Genomic DNA, 16,437 nt, shown 5'->3' on the forward strand with positions numbered 1-16,437 from the left:
ACTGCCCGCCGCCCGCGCCGCTCAGCCCCTGAGCGCCACCACCAGCGCGCAGCCGAACACGGCCGTCACCCAGGTCCACAGCACCGACAGGGCGACGTGGGCGGCGGTCCGCAGCCGGTCGCCGCGCCACAACTCCGTTGAGAACACCGTGAACTGGAAGATCCAGCGCAGGCCCCAGAAGAGCGTCTGCGCGGCCAGCAGGACAGTGCCGAGCCGGCCCCCGGCGAGCAGATCCGGGGCGAGCAGCAGCGGCAGCAGGCCGAGCAGGACGCAGGTCAGGGCGATGAAGAAGAGGTGCGCGTAGGAGACCTGACGGGTCAGCAGGGTGGTCCCGGCGAGGTCGGACGGCCAGCCGATGAGCCGCGGCAGGACGGCGTGGAACGCGCCCATCACGATCAGGGCCGCACCCACCAGGCGCAGTTGGCCTTCCAGGGTGAGCAGGTGGGTCACGGTGCGAGGCGCTTTCCGGTCGGGGCGGGGGAGTCGGAGGCCAGGGTGGTGGCGGTGGTGGTGGCGGTGGCGGTGGCGGTGGCGGCGGGCGGGGTGGTTGCGGGTGGGGCGGCGAAGACGAAGGCGGTGACGAGACCGCCGATCCGCCGCTGCGCGACGAGGTGCAGGCCCGCCCCGGCCGCGGCCCGCAGCCAGGTCCGCCGGGGGAAGAAGTGCTGGGCGCCGGGGCCGTAGACCGCGGTGTTGGCGGCGTCCCGCAGGTGCTCGACCAGGACGAGGCGACCCCCGGGGCGCAGCACCCGGGCGCATTCGGCGAAGAGCTCGTGCCGGTCGCCGGTCCGGCGCAGCTCGTGGGCGGCGAAGACGGCGAGGACGGTGTCGGTCGTGCCGGTGGCCGCGGGCAGGTGGTCGGGGCGTCCGGGAAGGGTGCGCGGGGCGGGCGGCACGTGGCGGCGGGCCCGGCGGATCGAGCCCTCGGTCATGAGGGCGGGGTCGTAGAGGTCCACCACGGTCTGGGGGTGCTGCGGCCAGCGGGCCGCCACCGGCCGGCCGGCCTCGTCGAGGCCGGAGGAGAGGACCAGGTGCTCGCCCGGGCCGGCGGGCAGCAGTTCCTCCAGCCAGTCGAAGGTGCGCAGTTCCGAGCGGTCGTAGACCCACCAGGTGGCGGCCGTGCTGCTGGTCAGCAGGGCGGCCGCCGCGGCCGCGCCCGCCCGGGCGAGTGCGGCCGCGGGCCGGGGGAGCCGGTGCGAGAGCGCGAGGCCCGCCCCGGCGGCGAGGCAGCCCGCCGCGTACAGGGGCCAGTTGTAGCGGACGACCTCCCGCACGCCGGAGAAACGAACCGGTTCCTCCCGAACCGGTTCCTCCCGGCCCACCTCCTCCCGGACCGCCTCCTCCCGGGCCGCCTCCTCCCGGACCGCGCGGGTGCTCCGCTGCTCCGCCGTGGCCCGCCTCATCGTTCGGCCCCGTTCTCGGCGCGGCGCAGACCGGCGTCCCAGCCGTAGTCGAGGTCGGCGACGTGGAAGGCGTTGGCGAGCACGGGTGCCGTTCCGGCGAAGGGGCCGTGCTGGAAGAAGGTGGGCGGGGTCGGCAGTTCGACGGCCACCGGGGTCGGCTCCCAGTGGGTCCGGACGGCCTTGACCACGATCATCGATCCGGTCCGGGGCTCGTGCTCGAAGGTGTAGGGCAGCGGACCGGCGAAGCGCCGGGCGTCCTTGGCGCAGGCGAACGGGCTGCCGGCGGGCAGGTCCGCGGGGGCGCCCGCGAGGTCGGCCCGCACGTGCAGGTCGGCCCGGCCGTCGCGGCTGAGGACCCGGAACTCCAGGGTGTCGCCGACGACCCGGCTGCCGATCCGGGCGAGCCGGTAGTGGTAGCGGGTGAGCAGGTTGCCGCCGACGGCCATGGTGCGGCTGTCGGTGTCGCTGCGCAGGATCTTCAGCCCGCGCATGGTCCGTCCCCCGGGCGTGGGGAAGCGGGTGAAGATCCGGTACCCGGTGAGGATCAGGTCGGCGCCGAGGCCGGCGGGCAGGAAGGCGGGCCGCAGGTCCCGGGTGTCCACCAGGGCCGCGGCGACGAACCCGTGCTCGGTGCCGGCGGGGTCGGTGTAGGTGTCGAGGGCGAGCCCCGGCGGCAGCAGCGGTTCCAGGACCTGCGGCGGCAGGGCGTAGGTGAGGACCAGCGAGTGGGCGAAGCGGGTCCGCATCGGGACGGGGTGGCGCTGCAGCAGGTGCTTCATCGGGCCCTCGCTCCGTCCGTTCCGGTGCGGACGACCCGCACCACGCCCCAGATCATCGACCGGTCCTCGGCGGCCTGCCCGGCCCCGCCGGGGCCCGGTTCGCGCAGGCTGCGCACCACCGCGGTCCCGCCCGGGCGCACCGCGTGCTCGACGGCGGCGCGCAGCCGCCGGGCGAAGCGCGGGCCGGGGCCGTCGACCACGTTGGAGAGCGTCACCGCGTCGTAGCTCCCGGCGGCGCACCGCTCCAGGTGCTCGACGACCTCGCCCCGCACCAGCCGCACCCGCCCCGGGCCGACCGGGGCCGCGGCCGCGCCGGGGCGTTCGCGGCCGAGCAGCAGCCGCCAGGCCCAGTCGTTGGCGGCGTTGGGGTGCCGGGCCACGGTCCGGGCGATCCTGCGCAGCAGCACCTCGTCGAAGCCGCGCGGAAGCACGCACCGGAAGCCCGGGCGCAGGACGGTGGCGAGCGCCCCGGCGGGCCGCAGGGCGGCGGCGGCCAGCAGCCGCAGCCCGGGCCCGTCGAACTCGGCCGTCCAGCGGCGCCGTTGCTCGTCGGGGTCGTCCAGGCGCAGGAAACCGGCGACGGCCGCGGGCCGCCAGCCGGGCAGCAGGGCCGCGGCGGCGGTCCGGCCCAGGCCGGTCAGCCGCTCGGCGGTGCCGGTCGCGGCGGGCGCCCCGTCCTCCAGCCGGGTCCTGGCGTAGGCGAGCTGGACCGGGTTCAGGTCGAGGGCGGTGACCTCGTACCCGGCCGCGGCGAGCGCGGCCGCGGTGTCCCCGGCGGACGCGATGCACAGCACCCGGGCGCCGGGCGGCGGGAAGGCGGCGAGTTCCACGGCCGGGTCCTCGTACATGCGGCCGAACAGCACCCGGGGGCGGCCGGCGGGCCCGGCGAGCAGGCGGCCCGTCCGCCACGGCGTACCGGCGGCGGGGTCCGGGGTGCGCGGTGCGGCTGCGGAGCGGTGGGTGAGGAAGGAAGGGCTCATCGCGCCCGGACCCCCTGCACGGCGCCGTCCAGCCGCCCCGGGCCGGGCGCGGTGCGGCGCGCGGCGACCAGCCAGATCAGCGCGAGGAACCCGAGGTCCTGGACCACCAGCCGGCCGGGCTCGGGGATGTGCTGCGAACCGACGAGCAGGCCCCCGGTGTTGAAGCCGACCACCAGGACCGTCTGCACGACCGCGGCGGCGCACGGCCGGTACCCCAGCAGCACCCACACCCCGAGCGCGACCTCGGCGAGGCCGATGGCGACCAGCAGCGCGTTGGCCGCGCCGGCCGGCAGCAGGGGCAGTCCCTCCACGATGGCCCGCTGGTCCGCCCGCCCGGGGAAGACCTTGCACCAGAAGCCCTCGTACCACCACATCAACGCGACCGCGACGGCCGGCAAGCGCGTCCTGCCGATGTCTCCCACGGTCCCCCCTCTCCCACGACCGCTCGGGCGCAGGGCACGGCGGCGCCGGCCCCGTTCTCCCCCCGGGCTTCACAGCGCCGATCATGCCGCAAATTTTGAACGCGTTCAATGCGGGGGACGCGGGCCCGGACCGAGCAGCTGCGGTCCGTTACGGCGGGAGTCCGGGCTGCTCCGGCGGGCGGCCGGGCCGTCGGGGCGCCGGAGCGCGGCGTGCGGCGTGCGGGAAGCCAGGCCAGACCCCGGCCGAGAGCACCGGCCGGGCGCCGGAGGACCTCCGCCGCCCGGCCGGTGGACCGCGACCCGGATCCGGGTACCCGGGTGTCATCGCCGTCCGGCGGGATAGACGCGATCGGACCGACCCGGCAGAGAGGGGCACAACCCGTGACCAGTGACGGAGAACCGCAGCGGCAGTCCGACCGGCCGCCCGGCATGGATGACGCCACCGTGGAAGCGCTGGGGCTCCTGTCGCAGGCGCTGGAGACCACCGAACGGGCCCGGGGGCGCCTGTACGACTTCCACCAGCTGACCGGCAACGCGGACAAGGCCGTCGGCGAGGCGGTGCGGCGGCTCCGGGAGGCCGGCCACCACGACCAGGCCGACCTGGTCGAGCGCGAGGTCCAGGGGGCCGACGTCCTGCCGGGGATGTGGACCTTCCAGATCGTCGAGGCCTACGACGACGGCTATCACCGGCGATTCGTCGCCGCAGAGCAACAGGTCCGCGACGCCCTCGGGAAGGGCCGCACCCACATCGCCGAGGCGGAGATGAAGCGACGCCGCCGAACGACCTGACCGTCCCCGCCCCCGCCCTCGCCTCTGCCCCTGCGGCGGAGCCGGGACAGCGAAGGGGCCCCGCACCGCCGGTGCGGGGCCCCTTGCTCCGGGGGCGGGTCAGATGATGCCGCCGCTGTAGTAGCCGCCGAGCTGGTCGCGGTAGGCGGGATCGTCGGTGTGGTGGCCCTCGTCGCGGGCGGGCGAGTTCTTCACCTCGTCCTTGGACCGGTCCACGAACACCGTCTTCTCGTCGTGGTCGATCCGGGTGATGGTCCCGGCCGGGAGCAGGACCTCGCGGCCGAAGATCCACGGGCCGGTGTCGACCACGATGTAGGCGGCGTCGACGTCCTCGGTGTGCTTGTCGACCTTGCCGATGTGGCCGTCGGTCGCCTCGACCCGGTAGCCGGTCAGGTCCGAGCCCGCGGCGTACCCCTCGGCGTTCCCGTAGCCCCACAGTCCGCTGGTCACAGCTGCCTCCTCTGTCCGGGTGTGTCGATCGTCCTGCGGACACTCGACTGCCCCGACGGGGCCGGGACATGCCACCGCGGGGCGTCGGACCCGGCTCCGGCCGGACTACGGCGCGTCGGCAAGCCGGTTGTTGCGGTCGATCTCCGGCATGTGCGCCTCGGCCCAGAGCCGCAGGGCGGAGAGCGGTTCCTCGAGGGACCGGCCGAGCCCGGTGAGCCGGTAGTGGACGGCGGGCGGGACGGTGGGTTCCACCCGGCGGGCGACCAGGCCGTCGCGGACCAGGCTCTGCAGGGTGACGGAGAGCATCTTCTGCGAGATGCCGGGGACGCGGCGCCGCAGTTCGGCGAAGCGGAGTTCGTCCGGGGCCTCCTCGGCCAGCACCTTGACCGCCATCGACGTCCACTTGGTGCCGAGGCGGTCGAGCAGTTGGCGGGTCGGGCAGTCCGGATCCAGCAGGTCGCCCCGCTCGCCGGGCCGCCGGCCGGGTCCGTCGGTCCTCGATGTGGTCACTCGGGGCTCACCACCTGTGGGAGAAGTGCCGTCTTGGACGGACCAGCCTAGTTCCCTAGCGTGACCTGGTCACCCTTCCACACCACCACCCACCACCCCTGGAGCCCTGCCGTGCCCGAACTGCGCCGCGTCCCCGTCAACGGCGTCGAACTGAACGTCGCCCTCGCCGGATCCGGTCCGGCCGTCCTGCTCCTGCACGGCTTCCCGCACACCTGGGAACTGTGGACGGACGTCATGGCCGACCTGGCCGACCGCCACCGCGTCATCGCGCCGGACCTGCGCGGGTTCGGCGCGAGCAGCCGGGCCGCCACCGGGTACGACGCGGGCACCCTGGCCGCGGACGCCGAGGCGCTCCTCGCCGCACTCGGCGTCCGCTCGGCCGCGGTGGCGGGCATCGACGCGGGCGCCGCGCCGGCCTTCCTGCTCGCCCTGCACCGCCCCGACCTGGTCCGGCGGCTGGTCGTCATGGAGTCCCTGCTGGGCACGCTGCCCGGCGCCGAGGAGTTCCTCGCGGGCGGGCCGCCGTGGTGGTTCGGCTTCCACACCGCCGCGCCCGACCTCGCCGAGACCGTCCTGCAGGGCCACGAGGCCGCCTACGTCGACTGGTTCCTGCACACCGGCACGCTCGGCGACGGGGTGCGCCCCGCCCTCCGGGACGCCTTCGTCCGCGCGTACACCGGCCGCCGGGCGCTGAGCTGCGCGTTCTCGTACTACCGGGCCCTGCCCGAGAGCGCGGCCCAGATCGAGCGGGCGGTCGCCGCCGCCCGCCTGACGGTGCCGACGCTGGCCCTGGGCGCCCGGCCCGTCGGCGCCGCGCTGGAACGCCAACTCCGCCCGGTCGCCGACGACCTGACCGGGCACGTCATCGAGGACTGCGGCCACATCGTCCCGCTGCACCGCCCGCACGCCCTGCTCGCGCTGCTGCGCCCGTTCCTGGCCGGCGCGGACGCGGAAACGGCGTGACCGGGCGGCTGCCGCCCGGGCGGTCCCGACGGCGCACCGGCGGCCGCACCGGCGGCGGCGTAGGCGAACCGGCCGGTGAACTCGCGGGCGGGGTCCAGCGGTTGCCCCTGGCGGGCATCCGGGCCGACCGGCGCCACCTGGTCCGGACCACCCCTCCCGCCGCGCGCAGCGAGCCACGGCCGTGGGGTGTACCGGCGGTACACCCCACCCGGGCCCCGGGCGTCGTACCGTCGGAGGCGTGGACAACAGCCAGGAGGTCCGCGAGTTCCTCACCTCGCGGCGCGCGAAGATCAGCCCCGAGCGGGCGGGCATGCCCGCCGGCCCCCGCCGCCGGGTGCCCGGCCTGCGCCGCAGCGAGGTCGCCGCGCTCGCCGACCTGAGCGTCGAGTACTACGCCAAGCTGGAGCGCGGCAACCTGGCCGGGGCCTCACCCGCCGTCCTGGAGGCCCTCGCCCGCGCCCTGCAGCTCGACGACGCCGAACGCGCCCACCTGCTGCACCTGGCCCAGGCCGCCGACGGCTCCGACGCGCTGGCCCGCCCCCGCCGCCGCGCCACCCGGCAGTGGACGGCGCACCCGGCCCTGCAGTGGATGCTCGACGCCGTCACCGGCGGCCCCGCGTTCGTCCGCAACGGCCGGATGGACCTGCTCGCCGCCAACCAGTTCGCCCGCGCCTTCTACTCCGAGGTGCACGACCACCCCGGCAACCAGGACAACCTCGCCCGCTACCAGTTCCTCGACCCCGGCGCCCGGCGCTTCTACCCGGACTGGGAGCAGGCCGCCGACATCACCGTCGCCATCCTGCGCACCGAGGCCGGCCGCGACCCGCACGACAAGGACCTGCACGACCTGGTCGGCGAACTGTCCACCCGCAGCGACGAGTTCCGCACCCGCTGGGGCGCCCACGACGTCCGCCACCACGGCAGCGGCACCAAGCGCTTCCACCACCGGGCCGTCGGCGACCTCACCCTCGCCTACGAGGGCATGGAGCTGACCGCCGCCCCCGGCCTCCACCTGACCGTCTACACCGCCGAACCCGGCTCCCCCTCCGAACAGGGCCTGCGCCTGCTCGCCAGCTGGGCCGCCACCCGCGAGGCCGGACCGGACCCCCGACGGACCGGCCGGACGGCACCCACCCGCCGGGAGTGAGCCCACCCGCGGCCCGGGGCCCGGTACCGGCCGCGCCCGCCACCGCCTACCGGGCCGCCCGCACCGCCCCGTCCCGGCCCCCGCCCGACGGGAGCGGGAGGTCGAGCGGCACCAGGGACTCCGGGGCGCGGACCCGGGGGACGGGCGAGGGGAGCAGCCACAGCACGGCGAGGCTCCCGCCGAAGGCCGCGACGAGCAGGGCGGGGCGCAGGCCCAGCACGGTGCCCAGCAGGCCGCCGAGCAGCGCGCCGAGCGGGCGGACCCCGTAGTTGACGGTGGCGAACGCGCCGGAGACCCGGCTGCGCAGCCGGTCGGGGACGACGGCGGCCTGGACGGCGTTCAGCGGCACGTCGAACAGCATCACGCCCAGGCCGGAGAGGAACTCGGCCGCCGCCAGGACACCCGTCCGGGCCCACACCGGACCGCCCGCCACGGCCAGCAGCGCGATCGGCGCGGGGAACAGCACCGCACCCAGCACGATCGTCCGCCCGGCGCCGATCCGCCGCGACAGCGCCGGAGCCCCCAGCGCCCCCAGCAGGCCGCCGGTCGCCCCGAGACCGAACGCCAGGCCGATCCGGCCCGCCGACAGGCCCAGCTCCCGGCCCGCGAACAGCACGGTGAGGCCGAAGCCGAGGAAGGTGAAGAAGTTGACGGTGGTGCAGCAGCCCAGGCTCGCCCGCAGGTACGGGTGCCGCAGCACGAACCCCAGCCCCTCCCGGGCCCGCCGCAGCACCGCCCCGTCCGCCCCGTCCGGTCCGTCCGCCCCGTCCGTCGGCGGCCGGTCGGTCCGGACGCCGCCCACCAGCAGCGCCGAGACCAGGAACGACACCGCGTCGGCCAGCACCGCGACGGGCGCCGTCAGCGCCTGCACCAGCGCTCCGCCGAGCGCCGGCCCGGCCAGCTGCGCCGCCGAACGGGTGCCGCTCAGACGGCTGTTGGCGGCCAGGTAGGCCGAGCGCGGCACCAGGCGGGCGAAGAACGGCGCGTACGCGTTGCCGAACAGCACGCCCGCCGCGCCCGTCACCACCGCGACGGCGTACAGCTGACCCAGCGTCACCGCGCCGAACAGCGCCGCCACCGGCAGCGTGGCCAGCGCCGCCGCTCGGACCAGGTCCGCCAGCACCAGCAGCCGCCGCTGGTCGGGGCGGCCGTCCACCCAGGCGCCGAGGAAGACCGCCGCCAGGTTCGGCGCCCACAGCGCCGCCGTCAGCCCGGCGACCTGCGCGGTGCTCGCGTCCAGGGCGCCCACCGCGATCAGCGGCAGCGCCAACTCCGAGACCCGGTCGCCGAACTGGGAGACCGCCTGACCGGCCCAGAACCGCCGGAACGCCCGGTGGCCCCGCAGCGGCGACGTCACTCCGTCCCGTCCTCGGGCCCGTCCCCCTCCGGCAGGGTGTAGCGCAGCAGGCGCACCGCGCGGGCGTCCGCGGGCCGGTCGGCGCGGTCGCGGTGGACGTACGGGGCGAGCAACCCCTCGATCGCGGACGAGAGTTCGGCCAACTCGGCGGGGGAGAGGACGACCCGGGTGTCGGCCAGTCCGGCCGAGCGCAGCCACTGCGGCGGCAGGCCCGGACCGACCTCCGCCATCCAGCGGGCCGGCGCGTCCGCGGAGCGCCGGAACATCACCTGCGCCAGCGCCCCGGCCGCCTCCCGCCCCGCCCCGTCCGCCCCCGGCGCGAACCGGAACCCGCGCCCGACCGCCTCCCACCGCCGCTTGCGCCGGTCCGGCCCGGGCTCCGCGTCCCGCACCAGCCCGAACTCGGCCAGGTGCCGCAGGTGCCAACTCGCCACCGTCGGCGTGGCCCCCACGTGCGGAGCCAACTCGGTCGCGGTGGCCGGCCCGTGCAGCCGCAGCCGCTCCAGCACCGCCAACCGCACGGGATGGGCCAGGGCGCGCATCGCGCGGGGATCGGTGATCTCGACGTCACCGAGCGGGTTGCCGGAACTCATGGTCTGAGAGTGTCCTCTCACGATATTCGAGAGTCAACTCTCACACCTCCGGGAAAAACACCGGACGCCCGCCCGGTACTGCGTACCATCGGGCGCATAGACGACACCGCACCCCTCCGCAGCTTCCCGGCCGGGCTCAGCTCCCGGGCCCGATCCTTCGTCAGCGTCCACGGCGTCCGGACGGACCGACACCCCGTCAACCGCCCCTGGTGGCGCGAGCGGGGAGTCCCCGAGGACGTGATCGACCGGATGGATGCCTTCGACCGTTCCTGGGGCGGCCTGGTGCTGCCACCCGCCAACGACTACGAGGGCGGCCCCAAGCCCTTCTTCCCGGACGTGCCCGAGCAGCGCGAGGACGGCTGGTGGTTCATGGCGGGCGACCAGCGCACCTCGGTGCCGTTCGCCTTCTACCTCGGTCCCGGAGGAGAGTTCTGCCTGCTCGGCAACGGGCGCAGCGTCGCCCTGCACGCGAGCGTCGTGGGCTGGGTGGAGTCGCAGGCCCTCGCTCAGCACGCCCGGCTGTGGTCCCGACGCGTCGTCCGGCTGCACGGCGCCGACGTCGATGCGCTCGACCTGTCAGGCTTCGAACCCGTTCCTGAAGTCCGGGGCCTGGCCGACACCTGGTGGCGCGGCACCGACTCGCTGATCGAGATCCACCGGGGCGAGCACGAACTCTTCGCCGCCCCCGGCCGCCGCCTGCACCACCGCTCCCGCACCGCCCTCGTCTACGAGGGGCTGGACCGGTGGGGGCCGGCCGGCCGGCCCTGCCGAGGGGCGCCGGTCGGCGGTGTGCGAAACATCGCAACGGGCCCGTGAGCAGCGTGCGCCGGCTGCCCGCGGACCCGTTGCGGGGGGCTTCGGGGTGGCCGTAGGTTCCCTCTCAGCGCGCCGCGCACGCTCCGTCCGGCCTTCGGCGGGTAGCGCGCCGAGGTGTCCTCGGTGGTCCTCCGGCAGTCTCTTCGGGACTCGGACGCCGCGTACGGGAACTTCTTCGACGGGCTCAAGGGCAAGCGGCCCAGGACGGGACCGCCCCGGTACAAGTCCCGCAAGGCCGCCCGGCAGTCGATCCGGTTCACTGCCAACGCGTCGTGGCGGTATCACAGCGGGCGGGAAGCTGCGCCTGCCGAAGATCGGCGACGTGCCCGTGCGCCGGTCGCGCGGGCTGCCGACGCGCGCCGAGAGTTCCACCATCGGCTCTCCACGAAGCTGATCCGCGAGAACCAGGCGGTCGCCGTGGAGGACCTGGCGGTGAAGGGACTCGCCCGCACGCGCCCGGCCAAGTCCGTGCACGATGCCGGATGGTCGGCGTTCGTATCGATGTTTGAGTACGAGGCCGCGCGGTACGGGCGCACGTTCGTGAGGATCGGCCGGTTCGAGCCGACCTCCCCGGTGTGCTCCGTGCGCGGGGTCAAAGACGGCCCCGAACCCCTCGACGTCCGCGAGTGGACGTGCGAGGTGTGCGGGGCAGTCCTCGACCGGGACGTCAACGCGGCGGTCAACGTCGCCAGGGCCGCCGGACTGGCGGTGCCGGCCTGTGGAGCGCAGGTGGGACCGGTACCCGTACCGGCACAGCGCGGTGAAGCAGGAACCCGCCGAGACCCGCAGGCGCGGGTGGTAGGAATCCCGCTCCTTCAGAGCCGGGAGGAAGTCAATGCAACCGCTACCGCCTCGCCGCCCGCTCCGCCAGCACCCCCGACAGCTCCAGCGGCAACATCGGCTTCCGCATCGCCCGCTGACGCGTGCCGCCCGCCCGCCGGACACCCGCCCAGCCCGCGTCAACACCTTCCGAACACCGGTCGGTGACCCGTCAGGGGGTCTCCCTGGGGCCGGGCATGACGCACCCTTGACCGGCCCTTGCCGAGCGGCGAGGGCATGTTGCGGGAGCGGCCGGCGGTCCTAGCGTCCTGCCGCCGAGCTGAACCCGGCCGCGACGCCACACCCCATCGGTGTCGTCGGCCGTCCCCCATCAACCCCGGCTCGGTGGGAGGAAACCCGATGAACCGCAAGACCGCGCTGGCGTCGGCCGTGGCGGCTGCCCTCACCCTGGGCACCGTGATGGTGGCGAGTGCACAGTCCCCCGCACTGGCGAGCGGTACCACCGCGAGCGGTGCAGGCTTCCGGGCGACGACCGAGGCGGGCCGCAACGCGGACCTGGAGCGGGCGTCGAAGGACGCCGGGGCGCTGGCGAAGACGCTGGGCCTGGGGCCGGACGAGCGCCTGGTGGCCAAGGACGTGCTGGTCGACAACGACGGGGCCCGGCACGTGCGGTACGACCGCACCTACCGCGGGCTGCCGGTGGTCGGCGGCGACCTGGTGGTGCACTACGCGAAGAACGGCAAGGCCACCTCGACCACCTGGGCGCACGAGGGCGCCATCAAGGTCGCGGGGGTGACGCCGAAGCTGTCCGGCCAGGACGCCAGGGCGACCGCCGAACGCAGCGCCAAGCACGTCAAGCAGGCGCACACCACCGACCGGGACGGCAGCCAGCTGGTGGTGTGGGCGGTCGGCAAGGTGCCGGTGCTGGCCTACCGCAGCACCGTCACCGGCTCCGGCGACGCGGGTGCGGCCTCCCGCGAGGCGGTGCTGGTGGACGCGGGCAGCGGCGCGGTGCTCGACCAGTACGAGGTCGACCAGACCGTCAGCGGCACCGGCAACGGCGTCAACGTCGGGCAGGTCACCATCGAGACCAGCCAGGGCGGCAGCGGCTACACCCTGACCGACGCGCTGCACGGCAGCACCGTCGTCTACGACTCGTACAACAGCCCGCAGTCGAACCCGGCGCAGAACGCCCGGACCTTCTCCAAGTCGTCCAACTCCTGGGGCAACGGCTCCACTTCGAGCCGGGAGAGCGCCGCCGTCGACGCCTCCTACGGCCTGGCCAAGACCTGGGACTTCTACAAGAACACCTTCAACCGCTCCGGCATCCGCAACGACGGCCGCGGCGCCCCGGCCTACGTGCACGTGGACAACCAGCTGCTGAACGCGTTCTACGACGACTCCTGCTTCTGCATGTCCTTCGGCGACGGCTCCTCGCAGAACGGCAACATCCCGCTCACCGCCCTGGACGTCTCCGGCCACGAGATGAGCCACGGCGTCACCGCCGCCACCGCCAACCTCAACTACTCGGGCGAGAGCGGCGGCCTCAACGAGGCCACCAGCGACATCTTCGGCACCATGGTCGAGTTCTACGCCGGCAACAGCACCGACCCCGGTGACTACTACATCGGCGAGAAGCTCAACATGGGCAACGGCTACCTGCGCCGGATGGACAACCCGGCCGCCGACGGCTCCTCGCTGTCCTGCTACAGCAGCCGGGCCGGCCAGGTCGACGTGCACTACTCCTCCGGCATCGCCAACCACTTCTTCTACCTGACCGCCGAGGGCACCGGCGCCAAGACCATCGGCGGCCTCCCGCACAACGGCACCCCGTGCAACGGCGACAGCTTCGGCGGCATCGGCAAGGACAAGGCCGCGGCGATCTGGTACCGCGCCCTGTCCACCTACATGACCTCCACCACCAACTACTCCTCGGCCCGCACCGCCACCCTCCAGGCCGCCGCCGACCTGTACGGGGCGAACTCGCAGGAGCGCTACATCGTCTCCAAGGCGTGGGCCGCCGTCAGCATCGGCACCGCCCTGCCCGACCCGGGCACCGGCAACCCGTCGCCGTCCCCGTCGCCCACCTCCTCGCCCACCGGCAACCCCAACCCGGGCAACGCGCTGACCAACGGGAACTTCGAGCAGGGCGCGACCGGCTGGACCCAGAGCGCCGACGACATCACCAACTCCACCCAGCAGCAGGCCCACGGCGGCTCCTGGTACGCCTGGATGATGGGCTACGGCTCCGCCGCCAGCGAGACCCTCGCGCAGAACAACGTCGCCGTGCCGTCCAGCGGCAGCCCCAAGCTCACCTTCTGGCTCAAGGTCACCACCCAGGAGACCGGCTCGACCGCCTACGACACGCTCAAGGTCAGCGCCAACGGCCAGACCCTGGCCACCTACTCCAACGCCAACGCCTCGGCCGGCTACGTGCAGAAGACCGTCGACCTGAGTGCCTTCCGCGGCCAGACCGTGAACCTGCAGTTCACCGGCCAGGAGGACGCCTACCTGTCGACGATCTTCCTGATCGACGACGTCAGCGTCGGCTGACCGGAGGCCCGCCCCGAAGTCCCCAACGATCAAGCCTTAAAGGGGACTTAACAGCAGCCCGCGGGGGTGTCGTGTTCATGCGACACCCTCGCGCAGCCGGTTCCGAGACGGCACACTGACCGCCATGACCGGCATCCTCCCCGGCCCGGCCGGACCCGCCAGCACCCCGGCGGGCCCGACCGAGCCCCCGCTCGTCGACCGCGCGCACCTGCTCGCCGACATCCGCACCGCACTCGCCGCCACCGGCGGCGTCCTGCTGCACGGACCGGCCGGCATCGGCAAGACCGCCCTGCTCGACACCCTCGCCCAGGACGCCGGCACGGCAGGCGAGACCGTCCTGCGCAGCAGCCCCACCGCCGCCGAGGCGGACCTGCCGCACCTCGCCCTGATCGACCTCCTCGGCGAGGCCCTCCCCGGCCTCGCCGAGGACCTGCCCGACCACCTGCGCCAGGCCCTCGAGTGCGCCCTGCTCCACCGCGCCCCCCAACCCGGCGCCCCCACCGACCCGTTGGCCGTCCGGGTCGCCGTCCTCGAAGCACTCCGCCGGCTCGCCCAGCGCGGCCCCGTGCTCGTCCTGCTCGACGACACCCAGTGGCTCGACGAGGCCAGCCGCCAGGTCATCGCCTTCGCCGCCCGCCGCCTCACCGACCGGCAGCTGCGGATCGCCGTCACCGAACGCACCGAACACGCCGACGCCGCACCCGAGATGGGCGCCCTCTGCCCGCCCGCCGCCCGCGAGATCCCGGTCGGCCCGCTCGGCGAACGCGGCACCGGCGCCCTGCTGCGCGAACGCCTCGGCCTGCGCCTGAGCGGCCTCACCCTCACCCGGGTGCACGCCGTCAGCGGCGGAAACCCCTACTACGCACTGGAGTTGGGCCGCTCACTGGCCGCCGGCGGCGGCGAGAGCGCACTCGCCGCCGACCCCGCCCGCCCGCTCGACGTCCCGCACCGGCTGCGCGCCCTGGTCTCCGCCCGGCTCGGCGAACTCCCCGACCCCGCACGGCAGTCGCTCACCGTCCTGGCCGCCGCCCGGCCCGGCACCGACCTGCCCGCCACCGTCACCGAACCGCTCGCCGCCGCCCGCCGCCACGGCATCGTCCAGCAGAACCCCACCGGCGCACCCCAGTTCAGCCACCCCCTGGTCGCCGAGGTGGTCCTCGCCGACGCCGCCCCCGAAGCGCTGCGGGCCGCCCACCGCCTGCTCGCCCAGCTCGCCGCCGACCCGGTCGAACAGGTCCGCCACCAGGCCCTCGCCGCCGACGCCCCCGACCCACAGCTCGCCTCCCGGCTGCACCGCGCCGCCGACACCGCACTCACCCGCGGCGCCCCCGGCACCGCCGCCGAACTGCTCCGCCTCGCCGCCGAACACACCCCCGACCCCGACACCGCCGGACGCCGCCTGCTCGCCGCCGCCCGCAACGCCGCCGCCGCCGGCCTGCCCGACCTCGCCCGCGCCTGCGGCGAACGCCTCGCCGACGCCCCCGCCGCCGACGTCCGGGTGCACGCCCGACTGCTGCTCGCCCGGTTGCTCGGCCCCGACCACCCCGGCGCCGAACCCCTGCTCGCCGCCGCCGCCGAGGACACCGGCGGCCACCCCGCGCTCACCGCCGCCGTCCACCAGGAACGCGCCGTCCGCGCCCTGCACCACGGCGACCGGGCCGAAGGACTCGCCGAACTCGCCACCGCCGAGAAGCACGCCGACCACGCCGACGACCCCGACCTGCTGGTCGAACTCCTCGCCCAGCGCGCCCCGTTGACCCTGCTCACCGACCCCGCCCTCGGCCTCGCCCAACTCGAACGCGGCTGCCGCCTCGCCGCCGGCCGGCCCCCCACCGCCGCCGCCGTGTTCTGCCGCGAAGGACTCGCCGTCGCCGCCCTGCGCACCGGCGACCTGCCCCGCGCCGTCGCCGAGGTCGAGGCCCTGCGCGCCGAGGTCGAAGCCGCCGGCCGCACCGAGGACCTCGCCAACGTCCTCTACATCGCCGCCTCCGTCTACGAGCGGGCCGGCCGCTGCACCGAGGCGTACGCCGCCGGCCGCGCCGCCCACGACCTGCGCGAACGGATCGAACCCAGCCCCGGCCCGGCCCGCGTCCTCGGCGGCGCCGCCGAGCTCAACGGCGGCACCGCCGACCGCGCCGCCCAGCTCCTGGACTCCGCGATCCGCGCCGCCGAGAGCGACCACGACCGCGAATGGCTCTCCTACGCCCACGGCCTGCGCGGCCGGGTCGAACTCCTGCGCGGCAACCACCCGGCCGCCGTCGAGCACCTCCTGCAGTGCCAACTCATGCTCCGCATCATGGAGTTCACCGACCCCTCGCTCTTCCTGGTGGACGCCGACCTGGCCGAGGCGCTCACCCTCTCCGGCCGCCACCTGGAAGCCGCCGCCACCCTCGCCGACGCCCGCGACCGCGCCACCCGGCTCGGCCGCGACGTGCTCACCCTGGGCCTGCACCGCGCCGAGGCCCACCTCACCGCCGCCACCGACCCCCGCCGCGCCGCCGACACCCTGCGCGCCCTCATCCCCGACACCCACCCCTACCCCCTCGAACTCGCCCGCGCCCACCTCGCGCTGGGCGCCCTGGAGCGCCGCGCCCGCCGCCGGGCCGCCGCCCGCGCCGCCCTCCAGGAGGCCCACACCCGCTACGCCGCGGCCGGCTGCCTGCCCTGGCAGCAGCACGCCGCCGCCGCCCTGGCCGCCCTGGACGCGCTGGAGGCCGACCCCACCCCCATGCAGCAGCAGATCCTCGCGCTGATCCGCTCCGGCGCCACCAACCGGGAGATCGCCGCCCGGCTGCACCTCTCGGTCAAGGCCGTCGAGGCCAACCTGACCCGCCTCTACCGCCAGTACGGCGTCCGGGGGCGGGCCGAACTGGCCCGCCACCGGGACTGACCGGT

Annotated in this window: 15 protein-coding genes and 1 pseudogene; 7 read left to right on the top strand and 9 right to left on the bottom strand. The window is 75.4% G+C overall.

Annotated elements, in window-relative coordinates:
- Positions 1–21 precede the first annotated feature (21 nt).
- From EDD39_RS35260 to EDD39_RS35280, 5 genes are read right to left on the bottom strand one after another with little or no spacing between them, the layout of a single operon-like run.
- Positions 22–450: a hypothetical protein gene (locus tag EDD39_RS35260; protein WP_123563667.1), complete on the bottom strand. Its 429-nt coding sequence runs from the start codon at positions 448–450 to the stop codon at positions 22–24.
- Positions 447–1,403, bottom strand: coding sequence for a class I SAM-dependent methyltransferase (locus tag EDD39_RS35265; protein ID WP_123563668.1), 957 nt, complete (start codon positions 1,401–1,403; stop codon positions 447–449). The genes EDD39_RS35260 and EDD39_RS35265 overlap by 4 nt, the downstream gene beginning before the upstream one ends.
- Positions 1,400–2,182 carry a DUF2071 domain-containing protein gene (locus tag EDD39_RS35270; protein ID WP_208765746.1) on the bottom strand — a complete coding sequence of 261 codons (783 nt, stop codon included), beginning with the start codon at positions 2,180–2,182 and terminating at the stop codon, positions 1,400–1,402. The genes EDD39_RS35265 and EDD39_RS35270 overlap by 4 nt, the downstream gene beginning before the upstream one ends.
- On the bottom strand, positions 2,179–3,162 hold the full coding sequence (locus EDD39_RS35275) for a DUF3419 family protein (RefSeq protein WP_208765747.1): 984 nt from the start codon (positions 3,160–3,162) through the stop codon (positions 2,179–2,181). The genes EDD39_RS35270 and EDD39_RS35275 overlap by 4 nt, the downstream gene beginning before the upstream one ends.
- Positions 3,159–3,560: a DoxX-like family protein gene (locus tag EDD39_RS35280; RefSeq protein WP_208765748.1), complete on the bottom strand. Its 402-nt coding sequence runs from the start codon at positions 3,558–3,560 to the stop codon at positions 3,159–3,161. Before EDD39_RS35280 ends, EDD39_RS35275 begins: the two co-directional genes overlap by 4 nt.
- A gap of 453 nt (positions 3,561–4,013) precedes the next feature.
- On the opposite strand from EDD39_RS35280, the gene EDD39_RS35285 reads away from it, so the two are divergent.
- The gene (locus EDD39_RS35285) at positions 4,014–4,373 is read left to right on the top strand and encodes a hypothetical protein (RefSeq protein ID WP_123563669.1); all 360 of its coding nucleotides are present in this window, start codon (positions 4,014–4,016) and stop codon (positions 4,371–4,373) included.
- Between the two features lie 99 nt (positions 4,374–4,472).
- Here the strand turns inward: EDD39_RS35285 and EDD39_RS35290 are convergent, their stop codons facing one another.
- Positions 4,473–4,823, bottom strand: a complete 351-nt coding sequence (locus EDD39_RS35290) for a PRC-barrel domain-containing protein (protein ID WP_123563670.1) — start codon at positions 4,821–4,823, stop codon at positions 4,473–4,475.
- 105 nt (positions 4,824–4,928) lie between these two features.
- Complete coding sequence (locus EDD39_RS35295) at positions 4,929–5,333, bottom strand: winged helix-turn-helix transcriptional regulator (protein WP_123563671.1); 405 nt, start codon at positions 5,331–5,333, stop codon at positions 4,929–4,931.
- Between the two features lie 111 nt (positions 5,334–5,444).
- Between EDD39_RS35295 and EDD39_RS35300 the strand changes: the two genes are divergently transcribed.
- Positions 5,445–6,296 (top strand): alpha/beta fold hydrolase, encoded by an 852-nt coding sequence (locus EDD39_RS35300; protein WP_123563672.1) that lies wholly within the window; start codon positions 5,445–5,447, stop codon positions 6,294–6,296.
- Between the two features lie 238 nt (positions 6,297–6,534).
- Positions 6,535–7,443, top strand: a complete 909-nt coding sequence (locus EDD39_RS35305) for a helix-turn-helix transcriptional regulator (protein ID WP_123563673.1) — start codon at positions 6,535–6,537, stop codon at positions 7,441–7,443.
- 46 nt (positions 7,444–7,489) lie between these two features.
- Here EDD39_RS35305 and EDD39_RS35310 read toward each other — a convergent pair whose 3' ends face one another.
- Positions 7,490–8,800, bottom strand: coding sequence for an MFS transporter (locus EDD39_RS35310; protein WP_123563674.1), 1,311 nt, complete (start codon positions 8,798–8,800; stop codon positions 7,490–7,492).
- Complete coding sequence (locus EDD39_RS35315) at positions 8,797–9,393, bottom strand: ArsR/SmtB family transcription factor (RefSeq protein ID WP_123563675.1); 597 nt, start codon at positions 9,391–9,393, stop codon at positions 8,797–8,799. The genes EDD39_RS35310 and EDD39_RS35315 overlap by 4 nt, the downstream gene beginning before the upstream one ends.
- Before the next feature lie 237 nt (positions 9,394–9,630).
- On the opposite strand from EDD39_RS35315, the gene EDD39_RS35320 reads away from it, so the two are divergent.
- From EDD39_RS35320 to EDD39_RS35335, 4 genes and pseudogenes are all read left to right on the top strand, one after another.
- Positions 9,631–10,209, top strand: coding sequence for a hypothetical protein (locus tag EDD39_RS35320; protein WP_244257473.1), 579 nt, complete (start codon positions 9,631–9,633; stop codon positions 10,207–10,209).
- Between the two features lie 123 nt (positions 10,210–10,332).
- Positions 10,333–10,890, top strand: a pseudogene (locus tag EDD39_RS42610) (zinc ribbon domain-containing protein); the annotation flags it as partial.
- A 498-nt stretch (positions 10,891–11,388) separates the two neighbouring features.
- Complete coding sequence (locus EDD39_RS35330; RefSeq protein WP_123563676.1) at positions 11,389–13,542, top strand: M4 family metallopeptidase; 2,154 nt, start codon at positions 11,389–11,391, stop codon at positions 13,540–13,542.
- A gap of 124 nt (positions 13,543–13,666) precedes the next feature.
- On the top strand, positions 13,667–16,432 hold the full coding sequence (locus EDD39_RS35335; RefSeq protein WP_123563677.1) for a helix-turn-helix transcriptional regulator: 2,766 nt from the start codon (positions 13,667–13,669) through the stop codon (positions 16,430–16,432).
- Positions 16,433–16,437 lie beyond the last annotated feature (5 nt).

The organism is Kitasatospora cineracea, from assembly GCF_003751605.1.
Lineage (GTDB): Bacteria > Actinomycetota > Actinomycetes > Streptomycetales > Streptomycetaceae > Kitasatospora > Kitasatospora cineracea.

Excerpts from the sequence above, each read along its gene's own strand:
- EDD39_RS35265 (WP_123563668.1), bottom strand. The coding sequence starts at position 1,403 with ATGAGGCGGGCCACGGCGGAGCAGCGGAGCACCCGCGCGGTCCGGGAG.
- EDD39_RS35270 (WP_208765746.1), bottom strand. The coding sequence starts at position 2,182 with ATGAAGCACCTGCTGCAGCGCCACCCCGTCCCGATGCGGACCCGCTTC.
- EDD39_RS35275 (WP_208765747.1), bottom strand. The coding sequence starts at position 3,162 with ATGAGCCCTTCCTTCCTCACCCACCGCTCCGCAGCCGCACCGCGCACC.
- EDD39_RS35285 (WP_123563669.1), top strand. The coding sequence starts at position 4,014 with ATGGATGACGCCACCGTGGAAGCGCTGGGGCTCCTGTCGCAGGCGCTG.
- EDD39_RS35315 (WP_123563675.1), bottom strand. The coding sequence starts at position 9,393 with ATGAGTTCCGGCAACCCGCTCGGTGACGTCGAGATCACCGATCCCCGC.
- EDD39_RS35330 (WP_123563676.1), top strand. The coding sequence starts at position 11,389 with ATGAACCGCAAGACCGCGCTGGCGTCGGCCGTGGCGGCTGCCCTCACC.
- EDD39_RS35335 (WP_123563677.1), top strand. The coding sequence starts at position 13,667 with ATGACCGGCATCCTCCCCGGCCCGGCCGGACCCGCCAGCACCCCGGCG.